This is a genomic window from Corynebacterium xerosis NBRC 16721 = ATCC 373 (assembly GCF_001552415.1).
Lineage (GTDB): Bacteria > Actinomycetota > Actinomycetes > Mycobacteriales > Mycobacteriaceae > Corynebacterium > Corynebacterium xerosis.
The window spans coordinates 140,663-153,818 of sequence record NZ_BCRD01000003.1 but is presented as its reverse complement, the minus strand read 5'-3'; the positions used below and the strand labels follow the sequence as shown (position 1 = coordinate 153,818).

Genomic DNA, 13,156 nt, shown 5'->3' with positions numbered 1-13,156 from the left:
CGGCATGACCGAAGCCCCCGCCGATCGCCGCCCGTTTTGGCCGCGCCGCAGCCCCGCGTTCCTGCGGGCGCGCCGGGCGGTGCGGGGCGTCGTGGGCGAGTTGCTTGACGACGGCCCGCGCACCCATCATCGCCGTGCGCCGGGAGTGGTGGTCGGGTTGTCCGGAGGGGCGGATTCGCTGGCGTTGACCGCGGCCTGCGTGGCCGAGGCCATGGCGGCGGGGGAGTGCGGGGAAGATCCGCATGGCTGCGCCGTGGTCCACGCCGTCGTCGTCGACCACGGCCTGCAGGAGGGGTCCGCCGCGGTCGCGGAAAAGGCCGCCACGACCGCGCGCGGGCTCGGGGCGACGGCCGAAATCATCCGCGTCGACGTACCCGGTGGCGGCGACGGCGCGGGGGAGGGGCCCGAGGCCGCCGCCCGCACCGCCCGGCACGCCGCCCTCCACGGCGCGGCGCTGCGCCTGGGCCGCCCGCTGCTGCTCGCGCACACCCTCGACGACCAGGCGGAGACCGTGCTGCTGGGTCTCGCCCGCGGCGCCGGCGCCACCGCATTGTCCGGCATGGACCCGGACCGCACGTGGGACGACGGCGTGCGGGTGGTTCGGCCGTTGCTAGGGCTGCGCCGCGCCGACACCGAGGCCGTCTGCGACGAGCTGGGCCTGGAACCCTGGCACGACCCGCACAACGCCGATCCCCGTTTCGCCCGCGTCCGCGCCCGCGCCACCGCGTTGCCCATGCTCGAGGAACTGCTCGGCCCGGGCATCGCCGAAAATCTGGCGCGCACGGCGGACCTGCTCCGCGCCGACGCCCGCGCCCTCGATGCCCTGGCCGACGACGCACTGCGCACGGCGGACGAATTGGACGTCGGCGACGTCGTCACGCTTCCCGATGCCGTGCGCACCCGCGTGCTGAAAAACTGGGCCGAAGCCAACGGATCCGCCCCGCTGGCCGCCGCCCACGTCACCGCCCTGGATAAGCTGGTCGGAAACCATCGCGGCCGCGGACCCGTGGCGCTGCCCTCCGCCGAAACCCCCGGTCACCCCGGAAGCAGGTTGGTGGCGCACCGAAAAGGTGGCACTCTGGCAGTGTCGCGGGGTTTCACCGCCCCGCCGCGATCACGAAGTGAACCCCGAAGTGACCCGAAGTGATCCGAAGCGATCCCAGGCACGAACCGCCGGCGCGCCCGCGCGGAAAGGACGACCGCATGCATGACGTCAAGGACTTCAACGTTCCGGACAACCCGTACGGGGCCGATGTCGAAGCCATCCTGATCCCCGAGGACGAGCTGCGCGCGCGCATCGCCGAAATGGCCGCCCGCGTCAACGAGCGCCACGCCGGCGCCGACGAGGACCTGATCCTGGTGGGCGTGCTCAAGGGCGCGGTGTTCTTCATGACGGACTTCGCCCGCGAGCTCAAGTGCCCGACGCAGATGGAGTTCATGGCCGTGTCGTCCTACGGCAACTCGACGTCGTCGTCCGGCGTGGTGCGGATCCTGAAGGACCTGGACCGCGACATCGAGGGCCGCGACGTCATCATCCTCGAGGACATCATCGACTCCGGCCTGACGCTGTCGTGGCTGATGAAGAACCTGCGCAACCGCAACCCGCGCTCCCTCGAGGTCGTCACGCTGCTGCGCAAGCCCGACGCACTGCGCGCCAAGCTCGACATCGCCGACGTCGGATTCGACATCCCCAACGAGTTCGTCATCGGCTACGGCCTGGATTACGCCGAGCGCTACCGCGACCTGCCGTACGTCGGCACGCTGCACCCGCGCGTCTACCAGAGCTGAACCCCGCTTCACGACGATCCCGCCGCGGTCGACGACCGCGGCGCTCGCGTCGAATGGGCCTAACCCCGACACCCGAGAAAGCCAAGGCCAAGCCCCTCCATGGACAAGAACAAGGTCTTCCGGATCGCCGGCATCGTCGGCATCTTCCTCCTGATCCTCTTCGCGGTGACCACGCTCACCGATGACACGCGGTCGTTCCGCGAGGTCGACACGTCCGTCGCCATCGCGCAGCTCGACGCCGGCAACGTCGCCGAAGCGCAGATCGACGATCGCGAGCAGCGCCTTCGGCTGACGCTGAAGGACGGCATCGAGGTCGAGGAGACCGAGGACGTCAAGGAGGTGATGTCCCAGTACCCGGCCCGCGCCGCCGACCGCATCTTCGAGAAGGTCTCCGGCGCCGAGGGCGTGGACAAGTACACCACCGAGGTGACGCAGGATTCCTTCCTGATGTCGACCCTCGGCTTCCTGCTGCCGATGCTCATCTTCTTCGTCCTGATCATGTGGGTGTTCTCCCGCATGCAGGGTGGTCGCGGCGGGATGTTCGGCTTCGGCAACTCCAAGGCGAAGATGCTGAACAAGGAGGAGCCGACCAACACGTTCGAGGACGTCGCCGGCGCCGACGAGGCGGTCCAGGAGCTCGACGAGATCCGCGACTTCCTGCAGAACCCGGCCCGTTACGAGGCGTTGGGCGCGAAGATCCCCCGCGGCGTGCTGCTCTACGGTCCGCCCGGCACCGGCAAGACGCTGCTGGCCCGCGCGGTCGCGGGCGAGGCGGGCGTGCCGTTCTACACGATCTCCGGTTCCGACTTCGTCGAGATGTTCGTCGGCGTCGGCGCGTCCCGCGTGCGCGACCTGTTCAACCAGGCCAAGGAAAACAGCCCCTGCATCATCTTCATCGACGAGATCGACGCCGTCGGCCGCCAGCGCGGCGCCGGCATGGGCGGCGGCCACGATGAGCGCGAGCAGACGCTGAACCAGCTGCTGGTGGAGATGGACGGGTTCTCGGACCGCTCCAGCGTGATCATCATGGCGGCGACGAACCGCCCGGACATCCTCGACCCGGCGCTGCTGCGCCCGGGCCGCTTCGACCGCCAGATCCCCGTCGGTGCCCCCGACATGGCCGGACGCAAGGCGATCCTCGAGGTCCACGCCCGCAACAAGCCGCTGGGCCCCGACGCCGACCTGGAGTCGCTGGCCAAGCGCACCGCCGGCATGTCCGGCGCCGATCTGCAGAACGTGCTCAACGAGGCGGCGCTGCTCACCGCCCGCGTCAACGGCGACGTGATCACCGCCGACGCGCTGGAAGAAGCCGTCGACCGCGTCGTCGGCGGCCCGCGCCGCACGTCGAAGGTCATCTCCGAGCAGGAGAAGAAGGTCACCGCGTACCACGAGGGCGGCCACACCCTGGCCGCGTGGGCGCTGAAGGACATCGAGCGCGTGTACAAGGTGACCATCCTTGCCCGCGGCCGCACCGGCGGCCATGCCATGACGGTGCCCGAGGACGACAAGGGCATGTACAACCTGCCCGAACTCTTCGCGCGACTGGTCTTCGCCATGGGCGGCCGCGCCGCGGAGGAACTGGTCTTCGGCTTGCCGACGACCGGTGCGTCCGCCGACATCGAGCAGGCGACGAAGATCGCCCGCGCGATGGTCACCGAGTACGGCATGACCGCGTCGTTGGGCCCGGTGAAGTACGGCGAGGAGGCCGGTGACCCGTTCGTCGGCCGCGGCGGCTCCGGCCAGCTGGATTACTCGCCGGCCGTCGCCGCGAAGATCGACGAAGAGGTCCGTGGGCTGATCTCCAAGGCCCATGACGAGGCCTACGACATCCTGCGCGAAAACCGCGACACCCTGGACGTGCTCGCCGAAAAGCTGCTGGAGAAGGAGACCCTGCGCCGCCCGGACCTGGAGGCGATGTTCACCGACGTCCGCATCCGCGAGCGCCTCGACTTCCTGGACACCGACAAGCGCCACCCGCGCGACGGCCGCGAGCCGGTGAAGACCCCGGTGGAGCTGGCCATCGAGCGTGGCGAGGAGCCGCCGCGCCGCGAGAACATCTTCGCGCCCGTGCGCCCGCGCCGCCAGGACGGGCCGACCGGCGACGCCGAGCAGGGCCGGCAGGGCCCGGGTCAGCCGGGTCAGCGTGGTCTCCCGGGTCAGCCGGGTCAACCGGGTGGCCCCGGTGCCGGCCCGGTGTCCGGCGGTTCCGGCGATCGCCGCAACGTGCCGGTCTACGGCGGCACCCCGCCGCCGCCGGACTGGACCGTGCCGGGCTGGCCGCCGCAGAATCGTGGGCAGAACGGTCCCGGCGGCCCCAATGCGCCGTACCGTCCGGGCCAGGGTCAGGACCAGGGCCATCTGCCCGGCACGCCGGGTCATCTGCCCGACCAGCCCAGCCAGCCGGGTCAGTCGGGGCAGTCGGGTCAGCAGGGGCAGTCCAGCCAGCCCAATCGCCCCGGCGGCCACCCCGGCGCGGCGAACTACCCCGCGCCGTCGGGGTGGCAGCGCCCTGCCCCGGATCAGAAGTCTGACCAGAAGCCGGAACAGAATCCGCGCCAGGCCCCCGAGCAGCCGCAGGAGCCCCGAGGGTTCCGCCTGCCGGACCGTGAGCAGCCGGAGAACAAGGAGACCCCGAAGGAACGCAAGGGCGCGCCCGAGGGCCGTCCGCTCGGTGTCACCGATTCGGAGCCGACCCGCGAGATGCCGAAGTTCGGCGGGCGCCACCGCGCCCCCGGCAGCGAGGAGCCGACTCCGCCGCGCCCGGAGGACAACCCCGGTGCCGGCGAGAATGGGATGGAGGACCCGCGATGATGTACGACCACCGCGACGATGAGGTGCACCCGGACATCGCCGCCGACCGCGGCGAGGACCTGGGCCCCTTCGACCACGCGCGTGCCGAGGCGGCCGTGCGCGAGCTGCTGCTCGCCGTCGGCGAGGACCCCGAGCGCGAGGGCCTGCGCGAGACGCCCGCCCGCGTCGCCCGGGCCTACCGCGAGGTGTTCGCCGGGCTCCACGTCGACCCGACGGAGGTGCTGGAGAAGACCTTCGACGAGGGCCATCAGGAACTGGTCCTGGTCAAGGACATCCCGATCTACTCGACGTGCGAGCACCACCTGGTGCCCTTCTTCGGCAAGGCCCACATCGGCTACATCCCCGGCCCCGAAGGTCGCGTGACCGGCCTGTCCAAGCTGGCCCGCCTCGTCGACCTGTACGCCAAGCGCCCCCAGGTCCAGGAACGTTTGACCGGTCAGGTGGCGGACGCCCTCGTCGACAAGCTGCAGCCGACGTCGGCGATCGTGGTCATCGAATGCGAGCATCTGTGCATGGCCATGCGCGGCATCCGCAAGCCGGGCGCCACGACCATCACCTCCGCGGTGCGCGGCGGCTTCAAGTCCGACGCACGGTCCCGCGCCGAGGCGATGTCGCTGATCACGGGGCGCTGATCGCCGTGGCCGCGCCCGATCCCGTGCTGCCGGTGGCCGACCGTTGCCTGGTCATGGGCATCGTCAACGTCACCGAAGACAGCTTTTCCGACGGCGGCCGCTGGAACGATCCGGCCGTCGCGGTCGCCCTCGCCCGGCGGCTCATGGCCGACGGCGCCGACCTCATCGACGTCGGCGGCGAATCGACCCGCCCCGGCGCGGTGCGCGTCTCCGCCGACGAGGAACTGGGCCGCGTGGTGCCCGTCGTGCGCGAGTTGGCGGCGGCGGGGATCCCAGTCAGCGTCGACACCATGCGCGCGACGGTGGCGGAGGCCTCCATCGAGGCCGGGGCGGTGATGATCAACGACGTCTCCGGCGGCATGGCCGACCCGCGGATGCTCGAGGTCTGCGCCGCGGCCGACGTCGCCGTGTGCCTGATGCACTGGCGCACCGACCGTTTCGGATCCGCTTCCGGCCGCGCCGAACCGTCGGCCGAGGGCATCGTCGCCGAGGTCCGCGGGCACCTGCTGTCCCTCGCGGAGCGGGCGGCGGCCGCCGGCATCCCCGCCGAGCGGACCATCCTCGATCCGGGGCTGGGCTTCGCCAAGAACGCCGACGACAACTGGGCGCTGCTGCACGCGCTGCCGGAGTTGGTCGCCGAGGGGTACCCGGTGCTGGTCGGCGCCAGCCGCAAACGTTTCACCGCCACCGTCGTCGACGGGTCCCCGCGCCCGCCGCGCGACGCCGACGACGCCACCGCCGCGATATCCGCCCTGTCCGCCGCCGCCGGGGCGTGGGCGGTGCGGGTCCACGAGGTCTCCGCCAGCCGCGACGCCGTGCACGTCGCCGCGGCCTGGACTTCCGGCCGTGCGCCGGAGGGCGTGACCGCCGACGGGGACTATCCGGTCGGCGGCGGCAACAAGCCGATGTCCGAGGACCCGGGGCGACCGGGCGAACGAGCCGGGGGAGCGCGCTGACATGGCCGACCGCATCGCATTGACCGGGCTGAAGGTCCGCGGCAACCACGGGGTCTTCGACCACGAGAAGCGCGACGGGCAGGACTTCACCTGCGACGTCACGCTGTGGCTGGATTTCGGCGCGGCCGCCGCCAGCGATGATCTGGACGACACCGTCGACTACGGCGCGGTCGCCCAGATCGCCCACGACGTCATCGCCGGGCCCGCCCGCGACCTCATCGAGACGGTGGCGGTGGAGATCGCCGAGAAGTTGCTGGCCGCCGACGACACAGCTGCAGCAGCCGCATCCCGCCCGCCGCTGCTCCACGCCGTCGAGGTGACCATCCACAAGCCGCAGGCGCCGATCCCGCTGGAGTTCGGCGACGTCGCCGTCACCGCCCGCCGCTCGCGCAAGACGCAGCGCGCCGGCGCCCGGAGGGACGCGCGATGATCCGCGCGGTGCTGTCCATCGGCGCGAACCTCGGCGACGCCCGGGCGGCGCTGCGGACCGTGGCCGACGAGTTCGCCGGCGAGACCATCGCCCGCTCGGCGGTTTTCGCCACCCCGCCGTGGGGAGGCGTCGAGCAGGGCGATTTCCTCAACGCCGTCCTCATCGTGGAGGTCGACCAGTCGCCCCTCGAGCTGCTGCGCAGGGGCCAGGCCCTGGAAAATGCCGCCGGCCGCGTCCGGGAGGTGCATTGGGGGCCCCGGACCCTCGACGTCGACGTGGTGCAGGTTCTTTCGCTTGACGACGGCCCGGCCGCCGATTCCGATGCCGCCGATTCAAGTGCCACCGAAATCACGTCCGACGACCCCGTCCTGACGTTGCCCCACCCCTTCGCCCACGAGCGGGCCTTCGTGCTCGTGCCGTGGCTCGACGCCGACCCCGACGCGGAACTGGGGGGAATCCGGGTGGCGGGCATCGTCGCAAAGCTGGACCCGGATGAGGTGTCCGCCGTGCGGCGCGACCCCGCCGGGTGGGGGCGATGACGCCGATGAAACCGACCCCCATCTCCTCCCTGGCTCTCGTGGCGGTCGTGCTGGCGGTGGCCGGATTCCTGCTCTACGGGCGATTTTACGGCGACCTGGGGGCCCGCAGCTGGTGGGATCTGCTGTTTCCCTGGGTGCTCACCCTCGTGTGCGCCGCGGCCGCGCGTTGGATCCGGTCCGCGCTCGACGACGGTCGCGTGGGGCAGGATTCCAGCCAGGTGCAACCGCTGACCATGGCGCGGTGGCTGGTCATCGGCACCGCGTCGGCATGGCTGGGCGCGGTGCTGGCGGGGCTGTACGCGGGGGCCCTGGTCTGGGCGTTGCCCCGCTGGTCGGAGCTGGCCGCGGCCGCCGAGGACGGCCCCGTCCTCGCGGTGGGCGCACTGTCCGGCGTGGCCCTGGCGGCGGCGGGCGCGTGGCTGGAGAAGTCGTGCCGGCTTCCCCCGGATGACGAACCGCCCGCCGCGTCGGGAGGGGAACCGGTGCCGCCGTCGGTAGGCTGGGGCACATGACGCAACCGGAGGACTTCGACGTGGATCGAAACGGACAGGACCCCGACGCAGCCGGGTCCGGGCCCGTCGACCAGTGGGACGGGCGGGACGAGCCGGGCCGCGATAGGCCCCGCACCGCGGCGGGCGACGGCGACGCCACCGACAAGGTGGCCACCGCGATGATGGCGGCGCTGATCGCGCTGGCCGTCATCGCCAGCGTGGTCATGCTGTTCACCGACTCCACCGGGTGGATGAAGATCGCCGTGCTCGCCGGCCTGTGGGCCGCGGTCATCGGCGCGCTGCTGGTGACGCGGTACCGCCGCCAGCTCGCCTCCGAGCGCGAGCGCATCGCAGACCTCGAGGTCATGCACAGTCTGGAGCTCGACCGCGAGTTGTCCACGCACCGGGAGCAGGAGCTCATCCTCGAGCAGAACTACCTGGATTCGCTCGACGCGAAGTCGGACGACACCATCTCCCAGCTGCGCGCGGAGATCACCGCGCTGCGCGAGCACCTGGCCGAGCTGCTCGGCGCCGATCTGGACGAGGAGCGCATCGCCCTGCGCGCCCGCGCGGAGCGCCTCCGCGAGCTCGACGCCCCGCCGTCGTCGTCGCCGCTGAAGGACCCCGAGTCCCATCAGCGCCCGAAGCCGCGGGCCACCGCGCACCGCGCCGAGGCGACCGCCAACGGTTCGGTGGGCACCCACACCAACCACGGCCCCCACGGCCCGACCGTGCAGGGTGTCCCGGAGGAATGGGACGAGAACGAGGCTTTCGAGCCGCATGACGACGTCGACCACGAGCCCGTCGACGTGCCCGTCGTGGACAACGGCACCGATTCCGATTCCGACGCCGGGGCCGGCGTGCCCGGCCACGCCTACGGCGGCGGTTTCAACACCGGTTCCTTCAAGGCCGTGCCGTGGGAGAGCGACCCGGAGCCGGCCACGTCGGCGCCGGAACCCGACGCCGCCGAGTCCCGCCCGACGGCCGTGCTGCCGCGCATCGCCGCCGACGAGCAGGCCGCCCACACCGCCGATTTCCCGGCCGTCGACGAATCGGACGCTCCGGCGGAAACCGCGCCGACCGTGCGCAAGGGGTTCCCGGACACCGACGCCGACGCTGATGATGCCGATGCAGACAGCGCCGCCGACGCTGACGCCGCCGACGCCGACACCGCCGACGACGCCGGCCGTCGCTCCCGCCACGGCCGCCGCCGCGCCGAGGACCACGAGGGCGGCCTGACCGTCGCCGAGCTCCTCGCCCAGATGCGCGCGCGCAAGGACTCCGGGGAGTAGGCGCCGCGGTGCCGGGAGCGCCCCGCCTCACCGTCGCGGTGATCTCCGCCGGAGCCGTCGGCACCGCCGTCGGCGAAGCGCTCGCGCGCGCCGGCCACGCGGTCACCGCCGCCGTTGCCCGGTCCGACGCCTCCCGGGCCCGCGCCGCACTGCGGCTGCCGCAGGCCCGCCTCACCGACGCCGAATCGGCCGCGCGAGACGCCGAACTGATCATCCTCGCCGTCCCCGACCCGGAACTGCCCGGCGTCGTCGAGCAGATCGCCCCGCACGTCGGCCCGGGGCGCATCATCGTCCACGTCGCCGGTTCCCGGGGCCGCGCCGTGCTCGACCCGGTGGCGCTGACCGGGGCCCTGACCATCGCCGCCCACCCGGCCATGACCTTCGCAGGCTCGGCCGAGGACACCGACCGCCTCGCCGGCTGCCCGTGGGGCGTCACCGTCGGCGACGAACTGTCGCGCACCGTCGCCGAGCTGCTCATCTCCGAACTCGGCGGACGCGCCATCCCCATCCCCGAAGCCAGCCGCCCGCTGTACCACGCCGCCATGGCGCACGGCTCGAACCACCTCGGCGCCGTCGTCGCCGACGCCGTCGAACTGCTCGCCGGCGCCATCGGGGAAGGGGCGGACGCCACCGCCCGCGACCAGGCCGCGGCCCTGCTCGGCCCGCTGCTGGAAGCCTCGCTGGACAACGCCCTGAAATGGGGCCCCCGCGCACTGACGGGGCCGGCGGCCCGCGATGACGCGGGCACCGTCGCAAAGCATCTCGAGGTCATCGGCGGCGAACTGCCCCACGCCGCGCCCGCCTACCGCGCACTGTCGCGGCGCATCGCCGAGATGAAGGGCTCCACCGACGTCCTGCGCGAACTGGGGGACCGCCCCCACGGGGCCGACTAGGATCGGCCGGGGCCCGGGGACTACCGTCTATCGGGAATTGCCCCGGGGAAACGACCGGGGGACACGACGAACGTCAGACGGGCGTTCGCGCATTTTCGGAGGAAAAGTGAGCGGCTACACCGCCGGAGACATCACCGTCCACGACACGATCGCGGGGATCGCCCAGGTCACGCGCGCCATGCGCAAGACCGGCCGGCCCGTCGTCCTCGTGCCCACCATGGGCGCCCTGCACGAGGGGCACCTCGAACTGGTGCGGGCCGCGCAGTCGCTGCCGCGCGCCGTGGTGGTCGCGTCGATCTTCGTCAACCCGCTGCAGTTCGGCGAGGGCGAGGACTTCGAGGCCTACCCGCGCACCCTCGACGACGACGTGGCCAAGCTCAAGGCCGTCGGCTGCGAACTCGTCTTCGCGCCCAACGCCCGCGAGATGTACCCCAACGGGTTCCGCTCCACGGTCCAGCCGGGGCCGCTGGCCGACGAGCTGGAGGGCGCCACCCGGCCCGGGCATTTCGCCGGGGCGCTGACCGTGGTGAACAAGCTGTTCAACATCACCAACTGCACCGACGCCATCTTCGGCGAAAAGGACTACCAGCAGCTGGCGCTGATGCAGCAGATGGTCACCGACCTGAACATGCCGGTGCAGCTGCACGGCGTGCCCGTCATCCGCGAGACCGATGGCCTGGCCATGAGCTCGCGCAACCGCTACCTCTCCGCCGAGGAGCGCGAGCTGGCCGTGACGTTGTCGGCGGCGCTGACCGCCGGCGCGCACGTCGGCGACCATGGCGCGGACGCGGTGCTGTCCACTGCGCGGGCCGTGCTGGCCGAGCGTCCCGAGGTCGACGTCGACTACCTGGAGCTGCGCGGCCCCGGCTTGGGCCCCGTGCCGGAGGAGGGCGAGGCGCGCCTGCTCGTGGCGGCGCGCGTGGGGACGACTCGGTTGATCGACAACGTCGGCGTGCTGCTCGGCGACATGCGCGAGCGCGAGATCGCCCAGGCCGCGCTGTCCGCCGCCGGCCTCGACGATCAGCCGCTGACCGAAGAGGAAATGGCCGAGTTGAAGAAGCTCAAGGCCCGCGTCGACGAGGTCCGAGCCGAGCGCGAGGCCCGCGAAGCGCGCGACGGTCTGCGCGGCGCCGGGTTCGCGGCGGGGTCCGGGGCGGGCACGGCGGGGTCCGCGGGGTCCGCGGGGGGAATGGATTCTCGCGTCGACGGCGTTGATGGTGATACGGTGCGTCGTCCGGTTTCGGAGGGCGGCAGTGCCGGGACCACCGATTCCACCTCCGCCACCGACTCAGACTCCGCCACCGAAGGGGGCCGCTGATGTTCCGCACCATGCTGAAGTCCAAGATCCACCGCGCCACCGTGACGCAGGCGGACCTGCACTACGTCGGGTCCTGCACCATCGACGCCGATCTGATGGAGGCCGCCGATCTGCTCGAGGGCGAGCAGGTCGACATCGTCGACATCGACAACGGCAATCGCCTGACCACGTACTGCATCACCGGCGAGCGCGGCTCGGGCATCATTTCCATCAACGGTGCCGCCGCGCGCCTGATTTCGCCCGGTGACCTGGTGATCATCATCGGCTACGGCACCATGACCGACGAAGAGGCCCGCACCCGCAAGCCCAATGTCGTCTTCGTCGACGAGAACAACGCCATCGTCACCGAGGGCGACGATCCCGCCAACGTGCCGGTCGGTTCCGGCCTGTGGGATCCCCGCAAGCCCGACGAGTTCTCGGGCTAGGCCCGCTTTTTCGCTTTACGACGCCCGCCGGCCCCTGGTCGGCGGGTTTCGCCGTTTCCGGTGGGGCCGCTGCCCGGTCCGGGGTCCTGGTCTTCGGCCCGGCCGCCCCGTGTTTCGTCGCTGCGGCCGCCGTAAACCCCGACTTCAGCTGCGTCATTTCCAAACCCCGAAATCAAAACCCCGAGATCACCGGTGATATCGGGGTTTGAGGTCGGTTAAGCGGCTCATTTCGGGGTTTTGATTTCGGGGTTTGGGAAAAGGGAGGGACCTGCGCGTGTGGGGTCGAAGCCCGGGCATATCGATCTCGGGGTTTACGTGCGGTCCCGTGGTCTGGCCGTGAAAAACACAACGAAAATCGTTGCGCTTCTCAATGGCGGGCGCTAGGGTAACGAATATCGATAGGGTATCGAGATTCGTTGCCCTCAGTCCCGAGGTCCGAGGAGGCCGCCATGTCCGCCTGGAACGACAACCCCGACCGCACAGACCCATCTGGCCGCACTGGCTCATCCGACCGCGTTGCCGGTGATGGTGCCGCGCGCCCCGATCGCCCCCGCGGCGCCGATCGTCCTGGTGGTCCTGATCGCGTCGACTATCCCGACCGCGTCGACCGTCGGGGCCGTGGCCGTGCCGACCACCGCGAGCGTGGCCGCGCCTTCCGCGCACTCGGGTTCAGCCGAGCTGACCGCGGTCCCCGGGCCGACCGGGGCGACCGGGCCGACCGGGCCGACGGGGCCGTCGGGGAGCGCCGCTACCCGAGCCCGGCGTCGCCGCGCCGCGAACGCACCGACATCTACGCAACGATCTTTGCCCTGGGTCTGGCGCTGTTTTTGCTGCTCGGCTACGCATTGCGCCCGGTCATCGGCGCCGACGGAGTTCCCGGCAAGGTCGCCCGCGTCGCCGGCGACGCCTCGGTGGACAATGGCCGCGCCGTCGCCCGCGAGCTGATCTCGGACGGCGCCGCGAGCTTCCTGTGGGCCTCGCACTGGTTGGCCGTGGCCGCGCTGCTGGTGGTGGTGCTCTGCGGCGCCGGCCTCGCCCGTAATTTCCTGCTCGGCGACTTCTTCACCCTCGGTTCGTTCCGGTGGGTGTCCGCCATGTGCTGGGCGCTGTTCTTCTACATGTTCGTGCCGGGCTTCGTCGGCATGCTCGGCGGCAACATGGTGCTGCGCGACCTCGGTCTGCACTGGGTGTCCATCCCTGCGATCGAGTGGAGCGACTTCATCGTCATGTACGTGCTGGTCATGACGCTGTCGCTGATCGGCGTCGCCATCCGCCGCGCCTCCGTGCTGGAGCGCGACACGGAGGGCCTGGTCTGATGGCGCCCCCCGAGCACCGCGTCGTCTGTCACCTCGACCGTCTGCTCGAGGATCGCGGCCTGACCCTGCGGGCGCTGTCCGACATGGTGGGCATCAGCACGGTCAACTTGTCGGTGATGAAAAACGACAGGGCCAAAGCCGTTCGCTTTTCGACGCTGACGGCACTGTGCGACGCCCTGGACTGCACCCCGGGTGACTTGTTCACGGTGGAACCGTCGTAAAGCGAAGGCGCGCAAAGGGAAAACCGCCCGGAAACCGGCCGACA

The 13,156-nt window shown here is 71.5% G+C and carries 13 protein-coding genes and 1 pseudogene; all 14 read left to right on the top strand.

What is annotated here, in order from left to right; genetic code table 11:
* Positions 1–4 precede the first annotated feature (4 nt).
* Complete coding sequence (gene tilS, locus CX1_RS06290; protein WP_082719177.1) at positions 5–1,147, top strand: tRNA lysidine(34) synthetase TilS; 1,143 nt, start codon at positions 5–7, stop codon at positions 1,145–1,147.
* 56 nt (positions 1,148–1,203) lie between these two features.
* Positions 1,204–1,788 carry a hypoxanthine phosphoribosyltransferase gene (hpt, locus tag CX1_RS06285; protein WP_046650568.1) on the top strand — a complete coding sequence of 195 codons (585 nt, stop codon included), beginning with the start codon at positions 1,204–1,206 and terminating at the stop codon, positions 1,786–1,788.
* A gap of 99 nt (positions 1,789–1,887) precedes the next feature.
* Positions 1,888–4,599 carry an ATP-dependent zinc metalloprotease FtsH gene (ftsH, locus tag CX1_RS06280; RefSeq protein ID WP_082719176.1) on the top strand — a complete coding sequence of 904 codons (2,712 nt, stop codon included), beginning with the start codon at positions 1,888–1,890 and terminating at the stop codon, positions 4,597–4,599.
* On the top strand, positions 4,596–5,231 hold the full coding sequence (gene folE / locus CX1_RS06275; RefSeq protein WP_082719175.1) for a GTP cyclohydrolase I FolE: 636 nt from the start codon (positions 4,596–4,598) through the stop codon (positions 5,229–5,231). Before ftsH ends, folE begins: the two co-directional genes overlap by 4 nt.
* Positions 5,232–5,284: 53 nt before the next feature.
* Positions 5,285–6,187 (top strand): dihydropteroate synthase, encoded by a 903-nt coding sequence (gene folP, locus CX1_RS06270; RefSeq protein WP_113570054.1) that lies wholly within the window; start codon positions 5,285–5,287, stop codon positions 6,185–6,187.
* A gap of 1 nt (position 6,188) precedes the next feature.
* Positions 6,189–6,617: a dihydroneopterin aldolase gene (folB, locus tag CX1_RS06265; protein ID WP_046650560.1), complete on the top strand. Its 429-nt coding sequence runs from the start codon at positions 6,189–6,191 to the stop codon at positions 6,615–6,617.
* The gene (folK, locus tag CX1_RS06260; RefSeq protein WP_174520154.1) at positions 6,617–7,156 is read left to right on the top strand and encodes a 2-amino-4-hydroxy-6-hydroxymethyldihydropteridine diphosphokinase; all 540 of its coding nucleotides are present in this window, start codon (positions 6,617–6,619) and stop codon (positions 7,154–7,156) included. Before folB ends, folK begins: the two co-directional genes overlap by 1 nt.
* Positions 7,157–7,161: 5 nt before the next feature.
* Positions 7,162–7,668: a DUF3180 domain-containing protein gene (locus CX1_RS06255; protein ID WP_046650572.1), complete on the top strand. Its 507-nt coding sequence runs from the start codon at positions 7,162–7,164 to the stop codon at positions 7,666–7,668.
* On the top strand, positions 7,665–8,939 hold the full coding sequence (locus tag CX1_RS06250; RefSeq protein ID WP_060925416.1) for a DUF6779 domain-containing protein: 1,275 nt from the start codon (positions 7,665–7,667) through the stop codon (positions 8,937–8,939). The genes CX1_RS06255 and CX1_RS06250 overlap by 4 nt, the downstream gene beginning before the upstream one ends.
* 8 nt (positions 8,940–8,947) lie before the next feature.
* A complete protein-coding gene (locus CX1_RS06245) occupies positions 8,948–9,832 on the top strand; it encodes a Rossmann-like and DUF2520 domain-containing protein (protein WP_060925415.1) in 885 nt (294 codons plus the stop codon).
* A gap of 106 nt (positions 9,833–9,938) precedes the next feature.
* A pseudogene (gene panC, locus CX1_RS06240) lies at positions 9,939–10,796 on the top strand (pantoate--beta-alanine ligase); the annotation flags it as partial.
* A gap of 353 nt (positions 10,797–11,149) precedes the next feature.
* A complete protein-coding gene (gene panD / locus CX1_RS06235; RefSeq protein ID WP_046650912.1) occupies positions 11,150–11,575 on the top strand; it encodes an aspartate 1-decarboxylase in 426 nt (141 codons plus the stop codon).
* A 449-nt stretch (positions 11,576–12,024) separates the two neighbouring features.
* Complete coding sequence (locus tag CX1_RS12380) at positions 12,025–12,891, top strand: hypothetical protein (protein WP_146780714.1); 867 nt, start codon at positions 12,025–12,027, stop codon at positions 12,889–12,891.
* On the top strand, positions 12,891–13,112 hold the full coding sequence (locus tag CX1_RS06225) for a helix-turn-helix domain-containing protein (protein ID WP_046650909.1): 222 nt from the start codon (positions 12,891–12,893) through the stop codon (positions 13,110–13,112). Before CX1_RS12380 ends, CX1_RS06225 begins: the two co-directional genes overlap by 1 nt.
* The last annotated feature ends 44 nt before the right edge of the window (positions 13,113–13,156 follow it).